Here is a 25853-nt window from a genome sequence, read left to right on the forward strand (position 1 = left end):
CTATGAGAGGCACGGTCGGCCCGAAAGGATTCACCCTTCTCTTCAGTGTGCCGTCGCCAGCAGGAACACCACCGCCCCCGCCACCACCGCGAACGCGCCCAGCACGGTGTGCAGGCGGGCTCGGCGCAGTGCGCCGCGGACCTGCCAGGCATGCGCCAGTTCGAGGAGGTCGCGGCGGCGTCGCAGGGCCTGGTCGGTGTTGGCGCGGGCCAGCGTGAGGCGGTAGGTCGCCTCGGCGCGGCGGCGCGGGTCCGTCTCGTGGACGAGGAGTGCTTCCAGGTTGGCGGCGACCTTGCCGTGCAGTCGGCAGGCGGCGTCCAGTTCGGCGGGCGTCGTCCCGAAGGGGCCGTAGAACGCCCTGGGCGAGGCGGCCAGTTCGGTGTGCAGGTCCCTCAGCTCCCGCCGTTCGCGGGGCGTCGGGTCGGTGAGGACGCGCAGGGTCGTCAGGCGTGGGGTCAGGGCCTCACCGGTGTGCCAGATCGCCCAGGCCACCCCGAACACGGCCAGGGCCAGCCCCGCCGTGGCCAGCGCCAGATCGCCGCCGCCTTTCACCTTGCCGATGCCGGCGAGCGGCAGGCCGCCGAGCATGACTGAGCCGACCGCGGCGAAGGCGGCGATGGTCCAGCGGGCGGTGGTGCGCATGTCGGTGACCGCCGTCTGTGCGGCCGAGACCAGCGGCGACACCTCGGCCGACGCCTGCCCCTGCTGCGGTGTCCGGGCATCCGACGGCGTGCTCACCTCGGCTCCGGCCCCTCGGTCGCGTCCCGGTCCGTCTCCTCGGGTTCCCGCCAGGTCACGGGTAGCGGGTCGCGGTACAGCACCGACTCATCCCAGTCGATGTCCGCGTACGGCTTCCAGACCGTGCCGTCGTAGTACTCAAAGTCGCCGCGGTCGTTCCACCGCACGCTGCCGATCTCCGGCTCGCCCGACCCGCTCCCACCTGTCCCCGTCATCCCGCTCCCCCTCGGCTCGCACAGGAGTTGATGTAGTACAGCTCTACCTCCACCCGGTCCGCCGAACCCCCGAACCAGAACGCGCGCGTGCCGACCTGCCCGCCGCAGAAGGCCCGCGGGCGTCCGGACTTCAGGGCCCGGTTGACGTCCTCGGCGAGGTCGGTCCCCGCGCCCAGCATCTCCTGCGGGGCCAGCCCGAAGGTGATGACCATGCCGATGCGACGGCCGTCCGCGCTGCGCCGCATCTCCCTGTCCAGCGCGGCCACGACCCTCCTGCGGTCGGCGGCGTTCAGGGTGCCCGCGCCGGAGGCGCGGCGGGTGGATCCCCCGCTCAGCGTCACGGTGAAGGTGTGCCTGCGGGGGTCCAGCCCCACCGGGCCCTTACGGGTCCGGGACGGGGACGGCGTAGGGGACTTCGACGGGGACTCCGACACGGAGGCCGACACGGACGGCGTGGGCGACGCGCCCGCGGTGGTGTCGGTGTCCGGGCCGTCCGCGGCGGCCATGCCCACGACCACCAGGAACAGCACGAGGAACAGGTCGGCGAAGAGCCAGCCCGCGAGGTGGCGCGGCGCGATGCCGGGGCCGCCGGGCCTCACGTGCGGTCCTCCGGGTACCACTCGTCACCGGGCCGCCGCGGCTGGGGCGGAGTCGCACCGTTGCCAGAGCCGGACGAGCCCGACGAGCCCGACGAGCCCGACGAGCCGGGCGCACCGGGCGTACCGGGCGCACCCGGGGTCCGCGGCTCCCCGAATCCCCCGGCCTGCCCTTGACCGTTGGCCGAGCCACCAGAGACACCCGAGCCACCAGAGCCCGGAAAACCTCCAGAGCCCGCAGAGCCACCCGAGCCCGCAGAGCCTCCAGAGCCACGAGGCCCGCCGGAACCTCCGGACCCGCCCGCCCCGCCGGCCCACCCCGCCTCCCCGTCCGAGTTCGTCATCGCCGCCGAGTAGGGCGCCGCGGGCGTACGCCCCGTCTCCAGCACCGCCAGCACGCGCTCCAGCGCATCCATGTAGGAGTACAGCCGCTGGCTGGTGTCGACGAAGAGCAGCATCGCCTCGCCGATCCGCCGGGTGGTCTCCGAGACCTCGTCGGCGACGGTCGCGTGCACCCGGTTGGCCTCCTGGGAACTGCCCGCGGCGGAACGCAGTTCGGCGAGCAGGCGGGACAGCGTCTCCCGGGTGGCCTGCTCGTCGGCGCGCAGTTCCTCGCGCATCTTGGCGAAATCGTGCAGGAGTTGGTGCGGGACGGTCAGCGAGCGGCCCATGTCGCTCAACTCGCGTGCCGAGTGGGACCACTGGTCGAGCGCGGTGACGAACCGGCCCTCGGGTCCGGGCTCGAAGATCTGCGCCAGGCGCTCGGTGCTGCTCTGCATGGTGCGGGAGAGCCGGGCGGTACTGGTGGTGATGTCGCGGGCCACACCGACGAGTTGCCGCGCGGGGACGTTCGCCACCTCCAGGACCGCGTGCTTGGACAGCTCCATGGTGAGGACGGCGAGATGGCCTGCGACCCGCTGGCGCAGGTCCTCGCGGGAGGCCTCCTGCCCGGCGGCCCACTCGAGCCGTTGCAGCCACAGGGTCGCGCCGATGACGGCGGTGATGAGCAGCACCACGATCAGGACGGCGGTTCCGCCGGAGCCCGATGCCCACAGTTCGAGGAAGGTGGTGCCGGCCGGGGCGTCCTCGAAGTCGTCGAACGCGGTCCACAGCGAGAACCAGGTCACCGCGATGGGCAGGAACACCGCGACGTCCCGCCCGGCGGACAGCCAGGCGGTCAGCCGGCTGTTGCGCGGCTGCGCGTCCGGCACGAGCACCTCGGACGGATAGGCCCGCAGCAGATCGACCCCGGTCAGCGCGCGTCCACCGGCCTTGGCGTCCTCGGCGAGCCAGGTCAGTACGGCGCGGCCGGGGCTGTCGACGGGCAGCCGGCGGGCGTCGGCGGCGAGGGCGTCGGCGGCGGCGCCGAGGGCGTAGGAGGGTTCGGGCGCCGGTGGCAGAGTGCGCTTGGTGTTGCTGTTGGCGTTGCCGGCCACTGGTTCTCCCTCAGTCACGGGCGTCGTGCGGGTAGGGCCCGCGCCGGTCGGCGGGGTGGGGCAGCTGGAGGCGGAAGTACTGGTCGACGACCACGGCGACGACGGCTCTGTGGGCCCGGCCGCGCCGGCAGCCGTCGAGCAGCGCCCACAGCAGGGCGGGCGACGGGCGGGAGCCCGCCGCCTCGAGGACGGCCGTCACCGCGCGCGGGCCGAGGCGGGGGCCGATGGTCCAGCGCAGCAGCAGGCCGTACAGCTGGACGGCCCGCGCGGGGTTCTGCGGGGCCATGCGGTCCACGGCCTCCGCGAGGAACTCGGTGCGGCGCAGCACGTCGTACGCGTCGCGGCGGCCCCGGGCGGTGCCGCGCTCGGCGCAGCGTTCCAGCAGGGCGCGGGCGCGTTCGGGTTCGGCGCGGCTGATGCGGTCGATCTCGCGGATCAGCTCGGTGGTGGAGAACCGGCCCACGAGGACCTCCGTCAAGTCGTCGAGGCCCGCCCGGGACAGGCCGATGCGGGCGGCGCAGGAAAGCAGGGGCACGACGTCGAAGACCTCGGCCCGGCGGACGGCCAGCTCCAGCCGTTCGCCGAGCACGCCGCGCACCTGGCCCGCGTCGGGCGGGGCGGCGCGCAGGACGTCCTCCAGTTCGCGGGCGGGCCTCGCCGCGACCGCGGCCGCGGCGTCGAAGCACCGCTGCACGGCAGCCAGCCGGATCTCCTCGCGCACCTGCGGGTAGGGCGCGAGTTCGGGCTTGAACGGGGACCAGGCATGCAGCAGGGCGGCCAGGTGGCCGTCGGTCAGCCGGGACAGTTCGAGGCGTACGCGGGGCAGTGCGGCCCGGCTGTGCAGATAGGCGGCCTCGGTCGGCGAGAGGTCGCCGTGCGGGGCGGCCTCCAGCAGGCTGGTGAGGTCGCTGAGCAGGCCGGGGGCGACGCTGTGCTGCTCGACCCAGTGCTGGACCTGCTCGGCTGAGGTCAGCGGCAGCGGGGGGCGCAGCCGGGCCAGGGCGTGCCGGCCGCGGCGGCGGTGCAGCCGGACCAGGAGCGCCGCGTGTCCTCGCAGCGGGCCGTCGGTGCCGTCGGGGGCAGTGACGTCGATCCGGCGCCGGGTGCCCTGGAGTCCGGCTGTCGCGTCGGGTCGTACGAAGACGAACTGGGGGAGTTCGCGGGCCGCGTCGGACTCCTCATGGGTGGCGAACGTCCAGTCCCCGACCACGACTTGGCTGAGCAGCTCGGCCAGGGCGTGCACGACGACCTCGCCCGGCAGGGGTGAGCCGACCACGGTGAGCGGGGCGCCGGGGTGCTCCATGAGGGCCTCGGCGAGCCGGGTCAGCAGTTCCTCGGGCAGGGCGAGGGCGGCGGTGTCGAGGTCGTCGAGGAGGTGCTCGCGCTGGAGCAGCAGGGCCCGGACGCGGTCCAGGGGGACGCGCGGCAGCAGTTCGTCCTCGGGGCCGCGGGGGCCGCGTTCGTCGAGGAGGGCGTCCTGGCGGGCCCGGGGCGGCAGCCAGTCGTCCCAGTCGCTGCGGCAGGCGGCGAGCGCGAGATGCAGGTCCATGCTGTCGGCGGGGCCGGTGAGGACATGGGTGAGGGTGGAGCCGGAGCGGCCGTGGGGGTCGCGGGCGGGCACCTTGCGCAGCAGGGCGGCCTCGTGGCCGTAGCGCAGGTAGACGAAGCCGGGAGCGGTGTCCGAGAGGTCACCGGTGTCGTCCTGGGCCGCCCACACCAGGTGTTCGATACGGCTGTTCCAGCGCAGCAGCGCCTCCCGCTCCAGGGAGGTGGTGACGGGGCCGACGTCGCCGCGGCCGATGAGGGAGCGCTCGGACCAGCGGTAGACGGTGAGGTCGGCGCGCGCGGACCGGATCATGCGGTGCGCTCCCCCGTGCCGAGGACGGCGTCGGCGGCCGGGCCGGTCATCACGCCGCGCATCGCGAACAGGGCGAGCAGCGGGCGCAGAACGCGCTGCTGGCGGAACATCGTCTCGTCGAACAGCCGTGGCCCGCTGGGCTGTTCACGCGGAGTGGTGCCGGTGGCGGAGGCCAGGTGGAGGGTGGACCAGCGGCATTCGCCGGGCAGTTGGAGCCAGTCGGCGCCGCCGCGCGCCTGGAGGAAGGCGTGCACGTCCTCGCTCTCCCGCTCGATGGTGGACAGGTCGCCCTCGGCGTCGGGCTTCTCGTGCAGCCAGCCGTCGATCTCCCGGTAGCCGCGGAAGCGCAGCAGGTCGCACTTGGTGACGACGAGCGCGCACGGCACGGGGAGGAACGGCACGGCGGGGTCGGCGAGTTGCTGGCGCAGCCGCTGGCGGACGTGCTCGAAGGCCGGGTCGCGGCCGGCGAAGGCGCGCTGTCCGGTCAGGCCGGGCACCCGGGTGGGGTCGACCACGCACAGCAGGGCGTTGAGCCGGTTGAGGAAGTCCATGTCGCGGCCGGTGCGCTCCAGCCGGCCGCCGGCCACGTCGAAGAAGATGACGCTGTGCGAGCGGCCGGTGTGCTCGTCGGTGACGACCATGCCGGTGGAGTAGCGGGCGTCGGGCCGGTCGACGGTGGCGCGCAGTTCCTGGCGGCCGTCGATGAAGGGGGTGACGGTCTCGGTGAGGTAGCGGTGGTAGTGCAGCGGGTCCAGGGCCTCGACGCGTAAGCCGTGGCGAGCCATGACGGTGGGCTTGCGGGCCTGGTCGATCATCGCGGCGAGCAGATGGGACTTGCCGGTGGTGGAGGCGCCGACGAGACCGACACGGACCGGTTCGGTGCCGAACGACGGGTAGCGGTAGGGGATCTCGTGCTGCGGCACGTCGTCGTTGCCCGGGCAGACGACATAGGTGCGGGCGAGCTGGGCGTTGCGGGCCTCGTCGCCCGCGGGGGTGCGTTCGCGCTCGGGCACCATGCCGCGGGCCTCGTCGAGGACGACTCGGTCGGCGGTGTCCCACGCAAGGTCCCGCAGGCACATCGGGCACTCGACGACGAGGCCGCGGGCGAGGTCGGGGTCGCGCTGCGGGCGCAGGCGCACCCGCAGCCGCCGCCACCAGTCCGGCGGCTCGTCCGCGGCTCCCGTGCTTCGTACGGCGGTGGCGGCGGGGCCCCCGCCGGCCTGCCGGCGCCGGGCCCGCAGGGTGTGGAACTCCTGGCGGGCGAGCTCCTCCCGGCGGCGCGCCTGCTCGGCGAACGGCCGCTCGAACAGCCCGGCTCCCCCGTCGTCCGCGGCGAGGCGCCGCGCCAGTTCCCGGGCGGGCGCGAACACGCCGGAGCCGAGCGGGAAGGCGGCCTGCATCAGTGCGCGCAGCCAGTCCTCATGTCCCTGGTCCAGCAGGGCGTGCAGATGTTCGCGGGAGGCGCCGCGCGGGACGGTCTCGCCGGTGGCGATCCAGAAGGCGACCAGGGCCGCGCTGTGCACGTCCTGCTCGGCGCCGGCGGGCAGGCCGGGCCGGAAACCGGGCGGGTCCCAGGGTGTGACAGGCCGGTCGGGCAGCGGTTCGCCCGCGCGTACGGCACCGTCGAGGCCGGCCAGCTGGAGTCCGTCGGCCGGGTCCCACCACAGGTACTCGGGGCCGATCCGGCCGTGCACCAGGCGCGGCTCGTGCAGTGCGGCGACGGCCTCGAACAGGTCCTGGACCGTCCGGCGCAGTCCGGGTCCGTGCAGCGGGTCCGGGGAGCCGAGGTCGGCGAGGCGGGTGCCGCGGCGGTCGATCAGCAGCCGGTGCGGCCGGGCGGTGTCGTCGTAGGCGAGGACCTGGACCAGTTGGCGGGGCAGGCGCGGGCCGTGGAAGTCGGCGAGGGCGCCGAACAGCTCGAAGTGGCGGCGCATGCGGTCCTGCGCGTCAGGTGCTTCGGCCTCCTGCATCATGACCGGATGCCGTCCGGGGGTCCGGCGCAGTCGCCGCGTGAGGTAGGGAGGGTCGTCGAAGCGGGTCCGTTCGCCGGTCTCCGCCAGCAGTGCAAAGGTCACCGGCTCCCGGCCGCCCGCCCCGGGCCGTCTGCCCCGGAACTCCTCCTCACCGGATCGCCGCTCCCGGAACCCCTCGGCCCCGGGCTGCCGCTGCCGGATCTCCTCCGCCCCCGTGTCACCCACCCCCGCGTCACCTCCCGGTCGGGGACCGTGTGCCCGTCCGGCCGGTCCCGTCCGCACACCAACTATCACAGAACGCGGGCCGTACGGCGCCCAGTTGGAGCACTGCACCGGATCGGGTGTTCCGGTCGCGCGCTCCGCCTGACGTCTGATCAACTCCTGTTGTGCAAAGGAGGTTCGGGGCCCGCGGGGTCCGGCTACAGTCGAAAGCCACCGGCTTGTGACGGGGAGGAGGCAGCGATGGCGGGTCTCACCGCGGCGGGGCTGTACCGCGACGGCGTGCTGCGGGTGATCGCCGCACTGTACCCGGACCCCGTCGGTGCCCAGGCGCTGTTGCAGGGCCTGGGGGCGGAGCTGTCGCGGCTGCCGCACTTCGCGGGCGCGCAGGTGCCGCTCAACAGCTGGTTCCAGGCCTGTCTGACCATCGAGAACGGGGCGTTCGCCTTCACCCTGGAGGATCTGGTGGCGGCGGCGCACCGGGACTTCCCGAACAACTCGGTGCTGAGCGCGGTGGTGAACGAGGCTCAGCGGCCTCCGAGCGGCCGCCTGGAGGGCGCTCCCCCGGACGAGCTGACCGTGCTCTGTCTGCTGGCCGGGCCGCGGGAGGCCTCGCAGTTACAGCTGCGCCGGGAGTTCCGCACCATCGAGGAGGCCGCACGGCGCGGTCGGCGGCGGACGCTGCGGGTGGAGCTGTCGGCCGCGACGCGCCGCCACGACATCCTGCCCGCGCTGAGCGAACACCGGCCGGACATCGTGCACTTCGCGGGGCACGGCTCCCCCAACGGCTATCTGCTCCTGGAGGAGGACGACGGCCGGGTCGCGCCGGTCAGCGCCGAGGGGCTCGCCGGGGTCCTGAAGTCGGCGGGCGGGGTGTCGGTGGCCGTCCTCAACGCCTGCCATCTCGGCCGCTATCTGGATGTCATCAGCCCGCACGCGCGCGAGGTGATCGGCTCCGCGGAGCGGCTGCCGGACCGGGACGCGCTCGCCTTCAGCCAGGGCTACTACTCCGCGCTCGCGCTGGGCGAGTCCTGGCAGCGGGCCTTCGACTCCGGCGTCGCCACGATCGGCCTCGGCCCCGGCGGCACGCCCGACCTGCGGCGGGTGGTGAGTGCCGGATGACCACGCAGCAGCCCCGTGAGGGGGGCGTCCCGGTGCCGCAGGGCGTGGACGTGGCCGAGCGGCGCCGCCGCAGCCGGGAGCGGGAGCGTGCGGAGGCCGAGGCGCGCGAGGCGTCCGCGCGGGTCCCGAGCCGGACGGCGTACGAGTTCCTGGTCGGCCAGGCGGGCGGCCGCCGCGACCAGGCCGACCTGCCACAGCCCGGAAGACAGGCCGGGAAGCAGACCGGGGAGCAGCCCGGGGACCGGACCAGGGAACAGGCCGGGCACGGCGACGACGCTGCCGAGCCCGGCGTGGAGGTCACCGTCGTCACCTCCCAGCTGCTGCGCAAGCTGGGCCGGGCCGGGACGACGTGCCCGGTGTGCCACCACTCCTTCCGGCTGGGCGAGCAGATCTCGATCCACCGCTCGGACTCCGGCACCGGCGTGGTCCTCAAGCACCACAGCCGGCGCCTGGACTGTCTCAACCCCGAGGCGACGGAGGGCGCCACGGCCGCGGCCGAGCTGTTCCACCGCGGCCTGGACGAGGCCAACCCGCCTCCCCCTCAGCTGTGCACGGTCCGCCTGCACCGCGACCACCAGCTGCTGCGGCTGATCCCGGGCACGGCGGGCGGCGCACCCACCCGGCACCGCTGCTGGGTGTGCGGGCACACGTTCCGCCCCGACGAGATGGTCATCCACTGCACGTGCAGCCCGAGTTCCCCGAACTGCGCCTGCGCCGTGCACCGCGACCCCGACCACGGCCTGGTCTGCTACGACGACTGGAAGGCCCAGCATTCCGAGGTGCCGTGCCTGATGCTCAACGCGCTGCGGGACCCGCGATGACCGCGGCCGGGCAGCGCGGCGGGCGACGGCCGCAGGACCGCACGCCCCAGGGGCGCTACGCCCGCCACGCCCTGGTGCCCGGCTGGGACCAGCAGCGGCTGGCCGGGGCGACGGTGGTGCTGGCCGGGGCGGGGGCGCTGGGCAACGCGGTCGCGCAGTCGCTGGCGCTGGCCGGGCTGGGCCGGCTGGTCGTCACCGACCCGGACACGGTCGAGGTCGCCAACCTCAGCCGCACCCCGCTGTTCCGTGCCGCCGACGTGGGCCGGCCCAAGGCGCGGGTCCTCGCCGAGGCGCTCGCCGGCCTCGCCCCGGACACGGTCGTCGACGCGCGCGAGGCGCCGCACGTGTCCGGTGTGGGTCTGGCCGAACTGCGCGAGGCCGATCTGGTGGTGGCCGCGCTGGACAGCCGGGCGGCCCGGATCCAACTGGCCGGGCGCTGCACGCTCGCCGGGACGGGCCTGCTGGACGGCGGCACGCATCCATGGGGCGGCGAGACCTGCTGGTACCCGCCCGGCGGGCGCTGCCGGGCCTGCGGGCTGACCCCTGCGGAGCGGGCCGTGCAGGACGACCCCTGGTCGTGCGCCGCACCCGGCCCGCTCGCCCCGGCCGGTGCCTCGGCGCCCGTCTCCGCGCTGGTCGGCGCGTGGCTGGCGAATTTCGCCGTACGACTACTGCTGCGGCTGTCGGTGCCCGAGGGCCCGCTGCGGATCGACGCGGCCGGGTCGGCGTCGCCGCTCGGCGGCGCGTGGAGGCCCGGGGCCGATCCGGACTGCCCGCTGCACGAGCGGCTCCCCGGGCAGGTCCCGGTGCTGCCGCTGGACGGCCGGGCCACGGTCGGGGAACTGCTCGCCCATGTCGGCGCCGAGGAGGAGCCGCTCACCTGGGCCGGCTTCGCCCGCCCGGTGCGGGGCCGGCCCGCACTGCGCTCCGTCACCACCCGTCTGCGCTCGGCCCCCGCCGCAGCCCGTCTGGTCGACCTGGGCGTGGCCCCTCGGGAGATCCTGCCGGTCGCCCGCCGGGACGGAGCCGGGCTGCGATACGTGGAGTTGGCGCCGGCCGGTGACGACGTGGCGGGCGTGATCGGTGAGGGCGGCACCGCCGGGGGACGGCGTGCGACGACGGAGGGTGTGCGGTGAGGGAAGAGCTGTACCAAGAGCTCCAGCGGGGACGCATCAACCCGCACGAGGGCGAGATCATCCTGCGCTCCATCGGCTTCCCGGAGGGGCATCTGCCGAACGTGGAGCTGTCCGCCCGCTACTACTGGACGGAGATCCGCAGACTCATCGAGGCCGGCGTCATGGTGGACGGCGAGGCGCTGCTGGCGCGGGCGGTGCACACCGAGTACCCGGGCAACCCGGTGTTCCTGGCCGCCGTCGAGGCGCTGGAGCCGGTGACCGCTCCCCCGCAGCCCTCGCGCGCCGAGCAGCCCACCGCGGCCGCCCCCACGCAGGGCCCCGCCGCGCAGGCGCAGCCGCAGGCCGCGGAGTCCGGCTCGTACCCGACGCTGGTGTTCGTGTGCAGCACCCATCACGCCGCGTTCATCGAGGAGGTGCGCCGCCTCGACCCGCGCGCGGAGCTGTTCTTCGTCAGCCAGGGCGAGGGCGCCCAGGTCGGCCAGATCGCGCTGTCGCTGACGTACGAGCTGTCGCAGCTCCAGCTGGACGAGGTGCGCCGCCGGCTGGTGGCCGCGGGTGCCCAGCCGGACCTGGAGGTCCTCCAGGAGGTGTACGACCACCGCCCGTACCTGCTGGAGGAGTTGCGGGTGCACGGCCCCGACCAGCAGCCGTACGACCTGGCGGGCGTGCCCTCGATCACCCCGGTGCGGGACATCGCCGCGGCGGTGCTCGCCCACTACGAGGGCCGGATGGGCAGGCGGCCGCGCACGGTCGTGGACCACCAGCAGCCCGACGGCACCTTCCACCGCCTGGACCCGGCCCAGTCGCTGCACGCGGCAGGGGTGCGCGACGGTGACACCCTGAGCGTGTACCCGGAGGCCACCGCGGGCCACGCCGAGCTGCGGATGCAGGCCATCCTGCGGGTGCGTGAGGACATGCACCGCTACGCGCACAGTCACGAGGACTTCGAGATCGTCGACATGGACGACCCGGAATTCCCCACCGACTACGAGATCCGCTTCACCGCGACGGGACTGCGGCTGCCCGAGCACGCGTCGCCGGACGCCTTCCCGCGCCCGGAGCGGCAGAACCGGCACAACGTACTGATCTGGCTGGGCGAGCACTTCCCGCTGACGGCACCGAAGGTGGCCTGGCTCAGCCCCGTCTTCCACCCCAACATCAAGGGCCCCGACCCGGCCTACCCCGACGCCGAGGGCGCGGTGTGCCTGGGGGTGCTGGCCGAGTCCTACCGGCCCACGCTCGACTTCGGCCAACTGTGCCAGCTGCTCGTGGACATGGCTGGGTATCGTACCTACGAGATCAGGGACCCTTTCAACCCGATTGCGGCGGCATGGGCCCTGACCGAGGAGGGGAGGGCCATGATCGAGGACATCGGAGGCAAGCCCCCGGTGGACGACCCGCCCGCCCCGCGGGACGCGCTGCGCGTCAGCGCCCTGCGGATAACGCCTACGGACGGGGCCGCCGATGGCACTTGACATCGAGCTGTACCAGGGCGAGTCGCGGCAGCTGGTGCGCACCCAGCCGCTGATCGAGCTGGTGCGCCCGGTCTTCGCCGAGGAGCTGGCCCCGCACCCGGGCCGCCCCCGTTTCCAGCTCCGACTGCGCAACGACCCCGGACCCGACACCTACGAGGGGGACCCCGGACTCACCAACCTGCGGCCGGACTTCGGGTACATCCATGTCTCGATCCATGTGGAGGGACGCGTGGTCCACCAGAAGCCCTACTCGGTGAACAGCCTGGTCGGCCCGGTCCTCGCCCGGGTGGCGCGGGAGATCGCCCCCGAGGAGCGGCACTGGGCGTTCCGGATCGCCGGGCTGCCGGCCGCGGAGGACGCGCAGCGGCTGCCGCCGGTGGTGGACGGCACGGACGACATCGACGTCTCCCGGTCCGCGCGGCTGTCCTTCGGCATCCGCCCGGCGGCCGAGCCCCAGGTGCCGCTGCTGGACCTCGCGGAGTACGGCGTGGTGCCGGAGGAGGCCGACAAGCCGGTGACGGTGCTGCTGGGCGCGGGCGTGCAGCGGCGGCTGATGGAGATGGACCTGTCGACCGAGGTGGAGGAGGGCGGCTTCCTGGTGGGGCGGCCGTTCCGCCGGGCCGACGATCCCGAGCGGTACGCGGTGATCGTGGACCAGGTGCTGCCCGCCGAGCACTCGGGCGCGTCCCTGATGCACTTCACCTTCACCGGCGACTCGTTCCGCGCGATGAGCCGCACGCTCGGGGAGCACCATCCGGAGCGGCAGCTCGTGGGCTGGTACCACACGCATCTGTTCCAGACGGAGCGCACCATCGGCCTGTCCCGCACCGACATCGACCTGCACCGCGACACCTTCCGCCGCCCCTGGCAGGTGGCCGCGCTGATCAATCTGACCTCGACCAGGCGGATCCTCAGCTGCTACGCCGCCTCCGCCGACTGGATGGCGTCGTGTCCGATCCGGAGCCTCGATGACGACACTGACAGCCGCCATAGTGCGCACCCTTCACTGGGCCATCACTGACCCGGCCGCCGAGGGGCCCGCGCCGGCGCCGCCCGCCTGCGGCGACCCGGTGCTGCTGCTCGAGCGCCTCGCCCGGGTCACCGCGGCCCGGCTGCGGCTGTCCGACCCGCCGCTCGGCGACCCGGGCCCGACCGGTCTGGAGCCGCTGCTGATCGCCGCCGCGGTGGTGGTCCGCGAGGACCCGGACGCGGCCCGCACCGCGCTCGACGGGGCCCGCGAGCCCGCCTCCGTACGGGAGGTGATGGCCCGTCACGGCCTGGTGGCGCACGCGCTGGCGACGGCGCCGCCGGAGGACCCGTTGCGCCCCGGGCTGCTGCGGACCTCGCCGCTCACCGCGCTCTTCGACCGTCCGCCGCCGGGCGGCGAGGAACGCTGCGCCCAGTTGCTCGACCGGCTCCTGGCCCACCCCGAGGGCCGGCGCGCCGCCGTGTCCGCCCTCGCGGCACCGCCCGGATCGCCGGAGACCGCCCGCTACCGCGCGTCGCTGCTGCGCCGGTTCCGTTTCACCCCGGGGGAGAGAACAGTCGTGTACGACGTGTACGAGACGGCCCTGCTGCGGCACGCCGACAGCTACGGCCGGCACACCGACCGGGTGCGGGAGCTGCTGCGCGACAGCCCGGCCCGGCTGCTCGACGAGGACGCGGGCGGCCAGTGGGCGCGGGCCACCCTGGACTGGTGGGAGCCGCTGGCCGTGCTCGCCCGGCGCCACCCGGAGGAGCTGCGCCGGCGCCGGATGCTCCAGGGCTACCGCGCGGGTGTGACGCTGCAGCGCGTGTACGGCCGTATCCGCGAGTGGGAGGACCTGCGCGAGGTGCTCGGCCGATGACCCGCCCCCTGCGCCTGGCCACGACGGACCACGACGGCCGGATGACGCTGTACTCCGCGCCCGACGGCCGCCCGCTGCGGGAGGTGCTGGCCTCCTGCGAGGTGTGGCTCCTGGAGCCGCTGGAACCGGAGTTGCTGGACCTGCCCTGGTCGGACTTCGCGGCCGACTGCCGACTGCGGTCCGAACTCCCGCCGGGTACCCCGCTGTTCGCGCCCCCCGGCGCGCCCGCCGTGGAGCGGCCCTCGCTGGAGAAGCCCCCGCCGGCCGTGGAGGCGGTGCCGCTGGACGCCGGTCACCCGGAGCGGATCACCGACGCCGAGGCGGTGCGCCGCGCCTACTACCCGCACATCGAACGCGTCGCCTCGCTCCTGCGCAGCCGGCTGCCCGTACTGGTGATCAGCGAGAAGCTGGTGGTCACCCACTTATGGGAGGAGATGGTCACGCTCGCCGGATGCCGTGGCATCCGCCTCGACGACGACTCGGCGGACGACCCCGGCGGCGACCCGCGCGACCCGATGGCCGGCATGTCCGAGTCGTCGATGAACCTGCGCCAGCGCCGACTGGCCCGGCTGCGCGCCCAGTTGGAGGAGCTGAAGGAGGGCGACGTCATCGTCCTCACCCACCTCGACCTGCTCGCGGGCAGCAACGACCTGGGCCGGCACGCCGAGGCCCGGGAGCTGGTGGAGCTGCTGTACGCCTTCCCCGACCAGCTGGTGCTGGCCTTCGCCGACCCCACCCTGCCGCTGCCGGACGTACTGGCCGAGCGGTTCAGCGCCCGGGTCACCCTCAGCGGCCTGCCGCCCGAGGTCAGGACCCCGGACGTCGAACAGACCCCGCTGGGACGGGCGTTGGTGACCCAGGAGGAGGCCGACACCTTCGAGGGGTTCCAGCCGCGCGAGTTCTACAAGCACGTGGCCGGCATGAACCCCGTACGGCTGCGGCAGGCCATGCGGTACGCCCACGAGAAGCACCGCGACCAGCCCAAGCGGGCGACGCTGCAGGATCTGCGCGAGACCCTGCTGACCTTCAAGGCGCAGCAGTCCTCCCACTTCGAGGTGCCCGACGTCACGCTGGAGGACATCGGCGGCTACGACGAGGTCAAGGACGAGATCCGGCAGACGCTGGCCATCATCAGCGGGGCACAGAGCCTGCCGGACGACATGGAGGAGGTCCGCGGCGAACTGGTCCCGCGCGGGATCATCTTCTACGGCCCTCCCGGCACGGGCAAGACGCTGTTCGCCAAGGCGATCGCCAACGGCATGAACGCCACGATCCAGGTGGTGTCCGGCCCCGAGGTCACCGACATGTACGTCGGTGAGAGCGAGCGCAAGGTGCGGGAGATCTTCGCGTCGGCCCGGCGCAGCGCGCCCGCGGTGATCGTGTTCGACGAGATCGACGCGATCACGATGGAGCGCACCAACCGGCCGGACGGCGGCAGCCGGGCGGGCAACAGCGTGGTCGCGCAGATCCTCACGGAGATGGACGGCTTCCGGCCGGAGGTGCCGATGCTGGTGATCGGCACCACCAACCGCATCGACATCATCGACAAGGCCCTGCTGCGGCCGAGCCGGTTCCGCTCCATCGCGATCTCCCTGCCGGACGTGACCGCGCGGCGGGCGATCCTGCGCCATCACGCCCGCCGGTACCACATCGAGCTGGACGACGAGGTGCTGGAGCTGATCGCCGACGCCACCGCGCGGCGCAACGGAGACGAGCTGCGGGCCCTGATGCGGGACGCGTTCGTCGGCAAGCACCTGCACGGCATCGAGCCGGACGCCCGCCGGCTGGGCTGGCTGGTGGGGCGGCTCCAGCAGGGGCGCCTGGAAATGATCTCGGAGGGCCGATGAGCAGCGTGCCGACCGCGTTTTCCCCGGAGGGACCATGACCAGCGCGCCCGGGGGGCGGACGACCAGCGCGCCGACCGCCTGGAGCGAGGCGGACATCGGTGCGGTGCGCCGGCTGAAGGCGCTGGGCCGCAGTGTGGAGCAGCACTTCGTGGGGCGGCGGCTCGCGCTGGACCTGCTGGAGGTGGCGGTGCTCGCGCACGAGCACATGCTGCTGCTCGGTCCGCCGGGCACGGGCAAGACGGACCTGGTCACCCGGTTCGCGGCGGGCCTGGGCAGCCGTCCGTTCGTGCGGCTGCTGACCCGGTTCACCGAGCCCGCCGAGCTGTTCGGGCCGGTGGACGTGCCCGCGTTCCAGAGCGACGGGGTGTACCGGGTGCGCACGGAGGGCATGCTGCCGGCCGCGCGCGTGGCGTTCCTGGACGAGATCTTCCAGAGCGGCAGCCCGATCCTGAACACGCTGCTGACGGTGATGAACGAGCGGGTGTTCCACAACGGCCACGAGGTCGCGCCGGTGCCGCTGATCACGCTGGTCGGCGCGGCCAACGGGATGCCGCAGGACCCGTCGCTGCTGGCGTTCGCCGACCGGTTCCTGCTGCGGCTGACGGTGCCGCCGGTCGCCGAGGGCCGCCTGGAGGAGCTGCTGGCCAAGGCCACGACTCTCACCCGGGGTCCGGGAGGGGACCAGCACGAGTGGATCGGGCCGGACGAGCTGGACCGGCTGGGCCGCCAGCTCGCGCACGCCGACCTCACCGCGGTGACCCCGGAGTACACCGAGCTGGTCCGTGAACTGCTGGGCCAGGGCGTGACGTTGTCGGACCGGCGGGTCATCCGGGGCCTGCGGCTGGTCGCGGCGGCCGCGCTGCGCGCGGAGCGGGTGCGGGCCGAGCCGGGCGATCTGTGGCCGCTGGCGCACTTCTGGTCGGACCCGGCGCACGCGCCGGTGGTACAGGAGGCGGTGCGCCGGCGTGCCGGCACCACGGGCGAGGGCCCCGACGAGCCCGCCCGTTCCGTGCATCGCCTGCTCGTGGAGGCGCGGCTGCTCGGCCGCCAGGTGACGACCGGCTCCCCGCCCGCCGCCGTGGACCGGGTCCTGCGTCAACTCAACGCCTTGCGCCGGGAGTTGAGGACATCGGCTTCCGGTGAAAGGGAGGCCGAGCAGGAGGTCGCGAGTATCATCGACAGCACTCTGGCCCTGCTGGAGCGGGCCTGACGCGCATGGGGGGACGGCAGCTGCATGTGCAATCCACGCAGGGTCCGCGTCGAGGCCACCCGGGAGGTCGTCGAGGCGTGGGAGCTGGAACTGGAGCGCCGCGCCGGCGCGAGCGACTCGGTGGTCAGCGAACTGGAGATGACCCATCCGTTCGGCGGCACGCTGGGGCCGCGCACCCGGGAGGTTTTTGAACGCGCGCTGACCACGGCCGACGGCTGGCGGGCCGAGCAGGACGGACATGTCTACGAGCTGGACGACGGCCGCGTCCGCTACGTCCCCGGTACGGGTGAACTCGTCGTCACCGCCCGCCTGGAGGACGTCGCCACCGTCGAGGGCAGCGCCTCGCAGCGGCTGCGGGGCGAGGTCAGCGACCAGGTCACCGGCCAGGGCGAGGGCCGCTACTACGCCGACGGGTTCGGCGGCCGCACCCGAAGCGTCGCCGAGAGCGAGGCCCAGGCGGCCGCGGAGGCCGACGCGCTGCGCCGGGCCCGTGAGCTGACCGGGCGGCTGCGGGCGCAGGCCGACCGGGCGTCGGCCGCGGCCGCGCAGGAGGCCCAGGACCGGCTCCAGCAGCAGGCGGACGCCGACGCGCAGGCCCGCCTCGCCGAGGAGCGCGAGCGGGTGCGGGCCGAGCTGGACGCCCGCAACCGCGAGCGGATCGGCCGGCTCGGGCAGGACGGACTGCGCGCGGTCAACGGCGTGCTGGCCACCGCCTACCGGCAGGCGCTGCTCGACTTCGCCAGACAGCGCGGGGCCACCGGCATCCGCGAGGAGGAGTCCGAGGGCGGCATCGACATCGAGTTCGAGCTGGAGCTGTGACGGATGCGGGTGCGGGTGCGATTCCGGTTCAACACCGAGTCCGGAGAGGTCGAGCTGTTCCAGGTCGACGACGTGGGCGAGGGCTCCGGGCCCGCGCATGACGCCGAGCACGACCGGATCAGCGCGGAGCTGGGCGGGCTCGTGGCCCGCAGACCGGACGTGGAGGAGGTCCTGCCGGTGGAGGAGCGGCCGCTGTGGCGGCACGACCCCGCCCCGGCCTCCTGGCAGAGCACGCAGGAGACGGAGGATCCCGAGCAGGGCGAGCGGGAGCTGTCGTGAGCCGGCGCACCCGGCTGCTGCTGCGGGCGGCGCGCTGCTACTCCGAGGTCCGGGCGCACGCCGAGGCGGCCCGCTGCTACGACCTGCTGGGCTGGCGCTGGTCGGCCGCGGACGCCTATCAGCGGGCCGGTGACCTGGAGCACGCGGCGCGCACCTACCGCCTGGCCGGGCATCCGGAGCAGGCCGCCCGCTGCTACCGGCTGCTGGGCCGGCCGGATCTCGCGGCCCGCTGCTGGCAGGAGCGGGGCCGGCGGCTGGAGGCCGCCTGGGAGCTGCTGCTGACCGGGGAGACCGGGGCCGCCCGGCGGCTGCTGGCCGCCGCCGCCCGCGACCCGGGCACGGCCGTCGGCCACGGCCCGCAGCAACTGCGCCTGGAACTCGCCCGCGCGCTGGCCGACCGCCTCGGCGGCGGCTCCGCCGAGCCGCTCCTCGCCCTCCTCCCCCGGATCGAGCACCGCCTCCCCACCCCGGCCGCCCGCACCGAACGCCGTCTGCTGCTGGAGTGGGGCGTCGAGGCCGCCGACCGCGTCGAACGCTTCGACTGGGGCGCCCGCCTGTTCCGTGCCGCCTACGACGGTCAGGACGCGGGCGAGGTCCTCCCCCGCTGGCGCGACTGGGCGGCGGACCGCCTGGGCTCGACGGCATGGCTGCCGGCAGACCCGGCAGAGCCGACGACCGGCGTCCCGCAGGCGGGAGGGCCGTGACCCGATGGCGTCGTCCGACGGGCCGCTGCGGCGGCTGCTGAACCGCATCGCGGCCGAGAACGACCAGAACGCCGGCGAGACCCCCGCCGCCCGGCCGCCCACCACTGCGCCCACCCCGTTCGTGGCCAGGCCCGCACAGCCCGGTGCACCCCCGCGCGGCCACCGCACACCACCGCCGGCGCAGCCGATCCAGCACGTGCCCACGCCTGCCCCGCCCCCACCGGCGGAACACCGCACCGCCGCGCCGGAGCTGGGCGTGCGCTTCAGCGTCCGCCCGGCCCACCCGGCCGAGGAGGAGGAGCCACCGCTGCCGCCGCCGAGTCCGTCGTACGACCCCCGGTCCGCCGTACGGTGGCGCAGCGCGGGCCGGTTCCCGGGGGCGCACCGGGCGCTGGCCGCGGTCAGCGCGCTGCACCGGGCGGGCGGCGGGGAGTGGGCCTGTCACGCCGAGCCGGGCGGCACGGCCGTATGGCTGCTCGGCACGCTGAACCCTGCCCTGGCCGGCGAGTTGGCCGTGCTGCACGGCGGCGAGCCCCGCCAGTTGCTGCCCCATGGGGCGATCGCCGCGCCGCGCGGGGAAGGGCCCGCGCGGATCGACGAGGTGACCGCGTGGCCGCGCCTCGACGCGGTGCACCTCGTGGCGCGGCTGCCACCGGCCGTGCCGGAGGTGTCCGACCGTCCGGTCGTACGGGTGCTGACCGTACGGCAGTTGCTGGGATCGGTGCTGCGGCAGGCGGCGGCGTTCGGGGTGGAGGTGACCACGCAGGCGGTGCGGGCGCGTCCGCTGGCCGGTGGCGAGGCGCGGGAGACGCTGCTGCTGGAGCTGTCCGCCTCGGAGTCCGTGCCGCACGCGCTGGTCGTGGCCCTGGCGGCGCTGCCGCGCACCTGCGTGTGCCGGCCGGTCGCGGGCTGCGAGCGGCTGCTGATCGACGTACGGCTGCATCCGCCGGTCGACGAGGAGGTGCTGTACTCCCCGGTGCCGGACGGGGAGCTGTGGCTCGTCGGGGACCCCGCGGAGTGGCCGCCGCTGCGTCTTGGGCTGCTCGGCGGTCCGGCGCCCGCTCCGGCCGTGCTCGTCGGGGTGGCGGAGGAAGCGCCGCCGCCCTCGGCGCCGTACCGGCTGCCGGACGCGCTCCTCTCCGCCCCGGCCACTGCGGTGCGGGTGGTGGCGGACCCCGACGCGCGCGACGAGGTCGACGCGGTGCTGCTGCACGACGACGAACTCCCCTTGCTGCGGCGCTACTTGCCGGGCAGGCCGCTCGGTGAGGTGGCGTTCCTGCTGCCGGGTCCGGGCCGGCATCTGCTGCTGGAGCCGGTGGGGCTCGCGCGGGACCTGCCGTTCGGGGTGCCGCTGCGCCGGATCGGGCCCGGGGCCTGCTTCCTGGAGTGCGGTTGCGGGCTCGCGCCGCCGCTGCCGCCGTCGGCGCGGGCGCGGCTGTTCGCGGTGGACGACTCCTCGGCGGTCGTGTGCTGGCAGGGCGGCCTGCACCGGTACGCGCTGGAGCGGATGGTGCCCGCGTGGACGCTGTGGGCGCCCCCGGGACCGGTCGAGGTGTCCGCGGGTCTCTCCGCAGCCGGGCGTGAACTCCTCGACGCGCTCACGGAGTTGGTCGGCCCGGCGCCCGCCTCGGCGGCCGCGTCCCGTCCCGGCGCCGACCCCGGGGAGGCCCTGGAACGTGCCGCGCGGCTGCGGGCGCTGGGCGACAAGGAGGGCGCGGCGGAGGCGTTCCGCGCGGCGGGCGACCTGCTGGAGGCCGCCCGGCTGTTCGAGGAGGCCGCGCTGGACCTGCCGGAGGAGGAGTGACGGGGGCGCTGCCCGGGTTGCGGCGGGTGCTCGCCCTGGCCGGGGACGGCCCGTGCACCGGGCTCTCGCACGACGGGACCGCGTTCGTGCAGCTCGGCGCGGAGACGCTGAACTGCCGGGACGACACCGGGCGGGTGCTGTGGTCGGTGCCCGTGGAGGGGGCGCCGGCGGCGGTGGCGTGGGGCCCGGACGGCGGGGAGGTGTTCACGCTGCGGTCGGGCAGGGTCGTGGTCCGCGACGGCGACACCGGCACCCCGGTCGGCGAGGGGTTCGTGGCGCCGCCGGACGCGCACACGCTGGCGGTGTCCCCGGACGGGCTGCGGGTGGCGTGTGCGGGAGGCGGGGTGCTCGTGCACCACCGGGCCACGCACGCCTCGGCGGTGGTGCCCGCCGTCGACCCGGTGGTCGCGCCCGCGTGGGACCCGCAGGGCCGTCAGCTGTGCCTGGCGACGGCGACCGCGCTGCAGCTGTGGAGTGTCGCGCCGGTCCGCATGGACTTCGCGCCCAGCACCGGCCGTACGGGCGTCACCGCGCTCGCCTGGTCGCCGGACCGGGACGCGCTGGCCTTCGCCGATGTGCTCGGCGTGCATCTGGTCGACCGTGCGACGGGCCGCCTGCTCGCCGAAGTTCCCTCACCGGGCGGGGTGTTGGGGCTGGGCTTCAGCCGGACCGGGCGTTTCCTGGTGGTGGGCACCGACCAGGACGCGGTGCTGGTGTTCGACCGCGCGCTGGAGGAGGTGGCCCGGCTGCCCGCGCGGCTCGGCTCGCCGCGGGACCTCGGTGTGTCGCCGACGGGCCGGGTGCTGTTCGCCGCGCCGGGCGGCACCGAGCTGTGGGAGCTGCCGGACGCGGCGGCGTACCCGGCGGAGCGGCGGGTGGGTGTGCTGCTGCGCGGCTGGGCGGCGGCGATGTGCCGGTCGGTGGGCCGTTCCCTGCCGTCGCTGCGCGACCACGCGCCCCGCGTCGGCACCCCCTCGCCGCTGCACGACGCCGGTACGGCGCTCAGGGCCCCGGCGTTCGCCTGGACGGCCACCGGCGGCCGGTGCGTCCTGGAGACCACACCCGGCACGCTGGGCGCGCTGCTGCCGGGCCACCCCGGCGCGATCTGGTCGGCTCCGGCCGCGACCGGCCCGGGCGGCGCCCACGACCTCGAACTCGCCCCGGCCCCTCACGGGTTGCTGGCCTGCGCCAGCCGTGACGGAAGGGCGGGCCTGACCCTGCTGGACGCGGGCTCGGGCGCGCTGCGCGCCGTGCTGGCCGGAGGCCAGGCGCCCGCCTGGTGCCCCGAGCCGCAGGGGCACGGCGCGATGCTGGCGGTCCCCGAGCCGGGGCCGGGCCCGACGCACCTGTACGTCCACACGGTGAACGCCGCAGGGAACCCCGTCGGCACCCCGCACAGCCTGCACCTCCCTCAGGGCACGGGCCGCCCCGGCTGGGCGCCGGACGGCAGGCTGCTCGGGGCCGGGACCCTGGGCGCCGTGGTGCTGTGGCACATGCCGGAGCCGGCCAGGGCCCGCCGCCTGGAGCTGCCCTCCGGCGCCTTCGCCACCCGGGTCGCCTTCTCCCCCGACGGCAGCCGGCTCGCCGCGACCCCGGCCGCCGGGCAGGGCCCGCTGGTGGTGTGGTCGACGCTGACCTGGCGGGTGCAGCGGGAGCTGGGCACGCCCGGCGGGCGGGGCTGGGCGCCCGCGCTGGCCTGGTCACCGGACGGCTCACTGCTGGCGGCACCCGGGCCGGGCGAGGGCACGGCGGTGGTGCAGGTGTGGGACGTGGCGCGGGGCACCCTGGCGATGACCCTGGAGCCCGACGGACCGCCCGGCCCGCTGTGGTCGGTGCGCTGGTCGCCGGACGGCCGCCGGCTCGCCACGACGTACACCGGCGGCCGCACCCTGCTGTGGCCCGTGCTCGGCTCGGGCGGCCACACCGAACCGGGACCAGGGCTGCCGGAGTCGCCGGAGTTCCTCGCCGAGGCGGGGGCGATGGCGGCCGCCGTGGACGCGGCCGTACCGCTGTCCACGCTGGCCGAGCTGTCGGCGCTGCTCGCCCCGACGCCCCCGGCGCACCGCAAGCCGCTGCACCGGGGCCCGGCCGCCCGCGCCCTGCGGGACCTCGGCTGGCCCCGGCATGCGCACCCGGCGCTCGGCGCGGTCGTGGCGTCCCGGCTGCTCCCCGACCCGCGGTACGCCCCGCCGCCCGGGGTGCCGCTCCAGGAGCTGCGGACGACCCTGGAGTGGGGTCTGCGCGGCGGCGGCGAACCCGCCGAGCGCACGCCGGTCACCGGCGACGACCTGGCCGCCGCGCTGGACCGCACCCACCGCGAACTCCTGCCGCTACTCGCCCTGTTGGGGCCGGACGCGGTGGCCCAGGACCCCGCGCTGCCGCTGCGGCTCGCCGGTGTGCCCTGGGCGCGGGCGGCGGCCGAGGCGACGCGGCGTACGGGTCTGCCGCCCCGGCTGCCCGTGGCGCACGGCGACGACGTGCCCGGCCCGGCCACCGCGGGCGCCCCCGCCCAGTGGGCCCGCCACGGCCCGCCGGACCGGCTGGTCCCGGCCCAGATGGCCCTGCCCGGGCCCCTGTTGAACGCCCTGTGGGCGCAGGACGCGCTGCTCTACCGCACCCGGCGGGGCCGGCTTCCCTTCACCGAACGGGACGCCGTACTGGTGCTGGACACCTCGGCCGCCGCGCACGGCCAGGTCGGCAGCTGCCTGCGGCTGAGCGCGCATCTGCTGGCCACGGCCCTGATGGCGGCCGGGCACGCGGTGGCGCTGGTACGGCTCGACGCCCGGGACACCCCCGTACGGCTGGCGGCCCCGGCCGATCTGCGCCGGCTGTGGACGCCGGTACGGCCGGAGCCCGCCGACCCGGTCCGGGCGGCCGCGCTGGCCCGCCGCGCGGCACGGGGCCTGACCTCCGCGGACGCCGCCGAGCCCCGCACCCTGCTGCTGACCCACCCGCACGAGCCGCCCCTGCCGCTGCCGGGCTCCCTCACGCTGCGCGTGCACTACCCGCGGCATCCCGTGGCACCCGACGGCCCCGACACCTGGGTGCTGGCGCCGGAGCCGGGGGGCGAGGAACTGCGCCGGGTCCTGACGGCCGTCCTGGCCCGGCTCTAGCAGCGGCGGCTAGCCGCAGAGCATCTGCTCCACCACGTCGGGCTCCATCCGCTCCAGCAGGTCCTCCAGCGCGTCCGGCCGGAACGCGTCGCCGAGCACCTCGACGCCCTGCTCGTCCCAGGTGATCCGGACACGGACGAGCTGGCCGTCGGGGTGGCGGTCGTACTCCGAGGCGTCGATGAGATCGGGCAGGTCCGGTACGAAGCGGTATTCGGCGCTCATGCTCGGTTTCCCTTCGGTTCGTTCCTACGACGGTCCGCGCCGTTGCGGGCCTTGCCTGCGGTCGTTGTCGTGACGGGCCTTGCCGTTGCGGTCCTCGTCATTGAGGGCCTTGCCGTTGCGGGCCCCTGAGGGTCACCCCCACACCCCGGCCAGCCGCTCCCCGCAGGCCCGGCACGCCCCCTCGTGCAGCCGGTTGTCGACCCGCCCCCACAGCTCGCGGGCGACGGCCTCGGTGCCGCAGCGGGGGCAGCGGGTGGCGCGGCCCTCGGCGCCGAGGGCCCGTTCGACGTAGACGTACCGCAGTCCGGCCTCGCGGCCGAGGGCGACGGCCCGCCGCAGCCGCTCGGGCGGGGTGGGCCGGTGCCGGTCCATGCGGTAGGTCGGGGTGAAGCGCAGCAGGTGCCAGGGGGTGTCGCGGCCGAGCCCGGCCACGAACTCCGCGATGGCGGCGAGCTGTTCGTCGGTGTCGCTGCTGCCCGGCACGAGCGGGGTGCTCACCTCGACCCACACTCCGGCGTCCTTCAGCCGGCGCAGGGTGTCCAGGACGGGGGCGAGGGGTGCACCGGTCAGCGCGCGGTGGGCGTGCTCGTCGGCTGCCTTGACGTCGACGTTGACGGCGGCCAGCACGGGACCGAGCCGGGCGACCGCCTCGGGGGTGAGGAAGCCGTTGCTCTTCCACACCACCGGCACCCCCAACGGGGCCGCCTCCGCGGCGAGTTCGAGGGTGAGTTCGGCGGCGAGGGACGGCTCGGAGTAGGACAGGGCGAGTCCGGCGCCGCGCTCCGCCGCCGAACGGGCCAGGGCGGCCGGGTCGGTGGCGCGGTGGGGCGCGGTGGGGGCCGCGGGGTCACGGCCGTACTGGGAGAGGCGGAAGTTGACGCAGTAGTCGCAGCGGAAGGAGCAGCCGGGCGGGGCGAGGGTGAGCAGGGGCAGTCCGGGCCGGTAGTGGTAGAGCGGTTTGCGTTCGACGGGCGAGACATGCTCGACCGTGGTGGCGCGGGTCGCCGTCAGGACCCGGTCGCCTTCCCTGCGGCGGACCTTGCAGGCGCCGGTGTCACCGTCACGCAGCCGGCAGCGGAAGGGGCACAGGGTGCACTGCAGGCCGCCGTCGACGGGCCGGTAGAAGTCCGCGGGAAGCCACGTGCCGCCGTCCGCGCGGTCCATCACTCACCCCCCGTCGGCCGCGTCACGCTTCCGCCCAGGCACCCCACCGTACTCGCGTTCCGCGTCCACGGTGGCCCGGACATCATGCTCGCCCGGAACTCAACTCGCTTTCTGCGTCCGGGCCTTCGGTGATCGTCGTCGTAGCCGGGCCGGCCGGCCTGACGGTGGCCGACATCCTGCATGGCGCGTCCGTGGACCGCCTGGTGCTGGAGAGGCAACGGATCTCGTCCGACAGGGAGACAGAAGGGCCGCGCCGCGCTACACCGGTGACAGGGCGTCCGCCGGGGCACGCCCGGTGACAGGGCGCGGGGTGATCGCGATGCCTTTCGTCGACGGGGACATCACCGTCCGGCAGATCGACGCCGAGACGTGGGAGCTGCGGGAGGAAGTGGGCTACCGGGCGCGCGAGGAGACCTTCACCGTGCCGGTCGGCTTCCGCACCGACTTCGCCTCCGTCCCCACCGTGTTCGTGTGGCTCATCCCCCGCTACGGCGTCTACACCAAGGCCGCGATCCTGCACGACTTCCTGTGCCGGATGGCGCCGGTGAGCCGCGCCGACGCCGACGGCATCTTCCGGCGGGCCCTGCGCGAGCTGGGGGTCTCGGCGCTGCGGCGCTGGATCATGTGGGCGGCGGTGCGGGCGGGAGGCCAGCTGTCGGGGGCGGGCGCGGGCCAGTGGCTGCTGTGGCTTGTGGTGACCGTGCCGGCCGTGGCGTTCCTCGCGGTTCCCGCGCTGGTGCTGACGGTCTGGCTCGCGCTGTTCTGGGTGCTGGAGTGGGTCGCGTATCTCTTCACCGGCCGCGCCGCCGCCGGCCGGGACAATCAGCCGAGCTTCAGCGGGGCACCGCAGACCGAGTCCTGACGCCGCTCAGTCCTCGTGCGCCGGCCGCCCGGCGATACGGTGGTCGGCGACGCTCAGCGCCTCGCCGACCAGCCGGCGCACATGCCCGTCCCGCAGCGCGTAGACCACCCGGCGCCCCTCCTTGCGCGTGCTGACCAGCCCGGCCAGCCGCAGCCGCGCCAGATGCTGGCTCACCGCGGGCCGGGCCGCCCCGCACACCTCCGTCAGCGTCGTGACGTCCGCCTCGCCACCGGTCAGCGCGTGCAGCAACGCCAGCCGTGTCCGGTCGCCGAGCAGCGCCAGCAACTCGGCCGCCAGCGCGAACTGTTCCTCGCCCGGGGTGCGCGAGTGCGCATCATGCGCAGGTGACAGGTGCATGCGTGCGTTCATACGCACATAATGGCCCCGAGGGAC

Annotated in this window: 23 protein-coding genes; 14 read left to right on the plus strand and 9 right to left on the minus strand. The window is 75.2% G+C overall.

The features are described from left to right. Window positions 1–42 precede the first annotated feature (42 nt). From ACIQ6Y_RS18770 to ACIQ6Y_RS18795, 6 genes are read right to left on the minus strand one after another with little or no spacing between them, the layout of a single operon-like run. Complete coding sequence (locus ACIQ6Y_RS18770; protein WP_404039797.1) at window positions 43–738, minus strand: hypothetical protein; 696 nt, start codon at window positions 736–738, stop codon at window positions 43–45. Continuing rightward, window positions 735–953 carry a hypothetical protein gene (locus ACIQ6Y_RS18775; RefSeq protein WP_404039799.1) on the minus strand — a complete coding sequence of 73 codons (219 nt, stop codon included), beginning with the start codon at window positions 951–953 and terminating at the stop codon, window positions 735–737. The genes ACIQ6Y_RS18770 and ACIQ6Y_RS18775 overlap by 4 nt, the downstream gene beginning before the upstream one ends. Then, window positions 950–1552, minus strand: a complete 603-nt coding sequence (locus ACIQ6Y_RS18780; RefSeq protein WP_404039802.1) for a hypothetical protein — start codon at window positions 1550–1552, stop codon at window positions 950–952. Before ACIQ6Y_RS18780 ends, ACIQ6Y_RS18775 begins: the two co-directional genes overlap by 4 nt. Continuing rightward, window positions 1549–2985 carry a hypothetical protein gene (locus ACIQ6Y_RS18785; protein WP_404039804.1) on the minus strand — a complete coding sequence of 479 codons (1437 nt, stop codon included), beginning with the start codon at window positions 2983–2985 and terminating at the stop codon, window positions 1549–1551. Before ACIQ6Y_RS18785 ends, ACIQ6Y_RS18780 begins: the two co-directional genes overlap by 4 nt. A 10-nt stretch (window positions 2986–2995) precedes the next feature. Continuing rightward, window positions 2996–4843, minus strand: coding sequence for a hypothetical protein (locus ACIQ6Y_RS18790; RefSeq protein ID WP_404039806.1), 1848 nt, complete (start codon window positions 4841–4843; stop codon window positions 2996–2998). Further along, window positions 4840–7041: a hypothetical protein gene (locus ACIQ6Y_RS18795; RefSeq protein ID WP_404039809.1), complete on the minus strand. Its 2202-nt coding sequence runs from the start codon at window positions 7039–7041 to the stop codon at window positions 4840–4842. Before ACIQ6Y_RS18795 ends, ACIQ6Y_RS18790 begins: the two co-directional genes overlap by 4 nt. Window positions 7042–7278: 237 nt before the next feature. Here ACIQ6Y_RS18795 and ACIQ6Y_RS18800 point away from each other — a divergent pair, with 237 nt between their 5' ends. From ACIQ6Y_RS18800 to ACIQ6Y_RS18860, 13 genes are read left to right on the plus strand one after another with little or no spacing between them, the layout of a single operon-like run. Next, window positions 7279–8157, plus strand: coding sequence for an effector-associated domain EAD1-containing protein (locus ACIQ6Y_RS18800; RefSeq protein WP_404039812.1), 879 nt, complete (start codon window positions 7279–7281; stop codon window positions 8155–8157). Next, window positions 8154–8978 carry a hypothetical protein gene (locus ACIQ6Y_RS18805; protein ID WP_404039815.1) on the plus strand — a complete coding sequence of 275 codons (825 nt, stop codon included), beginning with the start codon at window positions 8154–8156 and terminating at the stop codon, window positions 8976–8978. The genes ACIQ6Y_RS18800 and ACIQ6Y_RS18805 overlap by 4 nt, the downstream gene beginning before the upstream one ends. Further along, the gene (locus tag ACIQ6Y_RS18810) at window positions 8975–10114 is read left to right on the plus strand and encodes a ThiF family adenylyltransferase (protein WP_404039818.1); all 1140 of its coding nucleotides are present in this window, start codon (window positions 8975–8977) and stop codon (window positions 10112–10114) included. Before ACIQ6Y_RS18805 ends, ACIQ6Y_RS18810 begins: the two co-directional genes overlap by 4 nt. Beyond that, window positions 10111–11589, plus strand: coding sequence for a ubiquitin-conjugating enzyme E2 (locus tag ACIQ6Y_RS18815; RefSeq protein ID WP_404039821.1), 1479 nt, complete (start codon window positions 10111–10113; stop codon window positions 11587–11589). Before ACIQ6Y_RS18810 ends, ACIQ6Y_RS18815 begins: the two co-directional genes overlap by 4 nt. Next, window positions 11579–12610, plus strand: coding sequence for a JAB N-terminal domain-containing protein (locus ACIQ6Y_RS18820; protein ID WP_404039824.1), 1032 nt, complete (start codon window positions 11579–11581; stop codon window positions 12608–12610). Before ACIQ6Y_RS18815 ends, ACIQ6Y_RS18820 begins: the two co-directional genes overlap by 11 nt. Then, window positions 12558–13436 (plus strand): hypothetical protein, encoded by an 879-nt coding sequence (locus tag ACIQ6Y_RS18825; protein WP_404039827.1) that lies wholly within the window; start codon window positions 12558–12560, stop codon window positions 13434–13436. Before ACIQ6Y_RS18820 ends, ACIQ6Y_RS18825 begins: the two co-directional genes overlap by 53 nt. Then, window positions 13433–15283, plus strand: coding sequence for an ATP-binding protein (locus tag ACIQ6Y_RS18830; protein ID WP_404039830.1), 1851 nt, complete (start codon window positions 13433–13435; stop codon window positions 15281–15283). The genes ACIQ6Y_RS18825 and ACIQ6Y_RS18830 overlap by 4 nt, the downstream gene beginning before the upstream one ends. Window positions 15284–15317: 34 nt before the next feature. After that, window positions 15318–16493, plus strand: coding sequence for an AAA family ATPase (locus ACIQ6Y_RS18835; protein ID WP_404039832.1), 1176 nt, complete (start codon window positions 15318–15320; stop codon window positions 16491–16493). Window positions 16494–16517: 24 nt separating this feature from the next. Next, complete coding sequence (locus tag ACIQ6Y_RS18840) at window positions 16518–17312, plus strand: hypothetical protein (RefSeq protein WP_404039835.1); 795 nt, start codon at window positions 16518–16520, stop codon at window positions 17310–17312. A 15-nt stretch (window positions 17313–17327) separates the two neighbouring features. Further along, a complete protein-coding gene (locus ACIQ6Y_RS18845; protein WP_404039838.1) occupies window positions 17328–17591 on the plus strand; it encodes a hypothetical protein in 264 nt (87 codons plus the stop codon). After that, on the plus strand, window positions 17588–18295 hold the full coding sequence (locus tag ACIQ6Y_RS18850; RefSeq protein WP_404039841.1) for a hypothetical protein: 708 nt from the start codon (window positions 17588–17590) through the stop codon (window positions 18293–18295). Before ACIQ6Y_RS18845 ends, ACIQ6Y_RS18850 begins: the two co-directional genes overlap by 4 nt. A gap of 4 nt (window positions 18296–18299) precedes the next feature. Next, a complete protein-coding gene (locus ACIQ6Y_RS18855) occupies window positions 18300–20099 on the plus strand; it encodes a hypothetical protein (RefSeq protein WP_404039844.1) in 1800 nt (599 codons plus the stop codon). Continuing rightward, window positions 20096–23212 (plus strand): hypothetical protein, encoded by a 3117-nt coding sequence (locus tag ACIQ6Y_RS18860; protein WP_404039847.1) that lies wholly within the window; start codon window positions 20096–20098, stop codon window positions 23210–23212. Before ACIQ6Y_RS18855 ends, ACIQ6Y_RS18860 begins: the two co-directional genes overlap by 4 nt. Window positions 23213–23221: 9 nt before the next feature. Here the strand turns inward: ACIQ6Y_RS18860 and ACIQ6Y_RS18865 are convergent, their stop codons facing one another. Next, on the minus strand, window positions 23222–23434 hold the full coding sequence (locus tag ACIQ6Y_RS18865) for a radical SAM-modified peptide, FtsH ternary system-associated (RefSeq protein ID WP_404039850.1): 213 nt from the start codon (window positions 23432–23434) through the stop codon (window positions 23222–23224). Window positions 23435–23566: 132 nt separating this feature from the next. Further along, complete coding sequence (gene amrS, locus ACIQ6Y_RS18870; RefSeq protein ID WP_404039853.1) at window positions 23567–24598, minus strand: AmmeMemoRadiSam system radical SAM enzyme; 1032 nt, start codon at window positions 24596–24598, stop codon at window positions 23567–23569. Window positions 24599–24917: 319 nt separating this feature from the next. On the opposite strand from amrS, the gene ACIQ6Y_RS18875 reads away from it, so the two are divergent. Beyond that, entirely contained in the window at window positions 24918–25460 is a 543-nt protein-coding gene (locus tag ACIQ6Y_RS18875) for a DUF1353 domain-containing protein (RefSeq protein ID WP_404039856.1), read from the plus strand. 6 nt (window positions 25461–25466) lie between these two features. Here the strand turns inward: ACIQ6Y_RS18875 and ACIQ6Y_RS18880 are convergent, their stop codons facing one another. Beyond that, a complete protein-coding gene (locus ACIQ6Y_RS18880; RefSeq protein ID WP_404039859.1) occupies window positions 25467–25829 on the minus strand; it encodes an ArsR/SmtB family transcription factor in 363 nt (120 codons plus the stop codon). Between the last annotated feature and the right edge of the window lie 24 nt (window positions 25830–25853).

Source organism: Streptomyces sp. NPDC096205 (assembly GCF_044763135.1).
Taxonomy (GTDB): domain Bacteria; phylum Actinomycetota; class Actinomycetes; order Streptomycetales; family Streptomycetaceae; genus Streptomyces.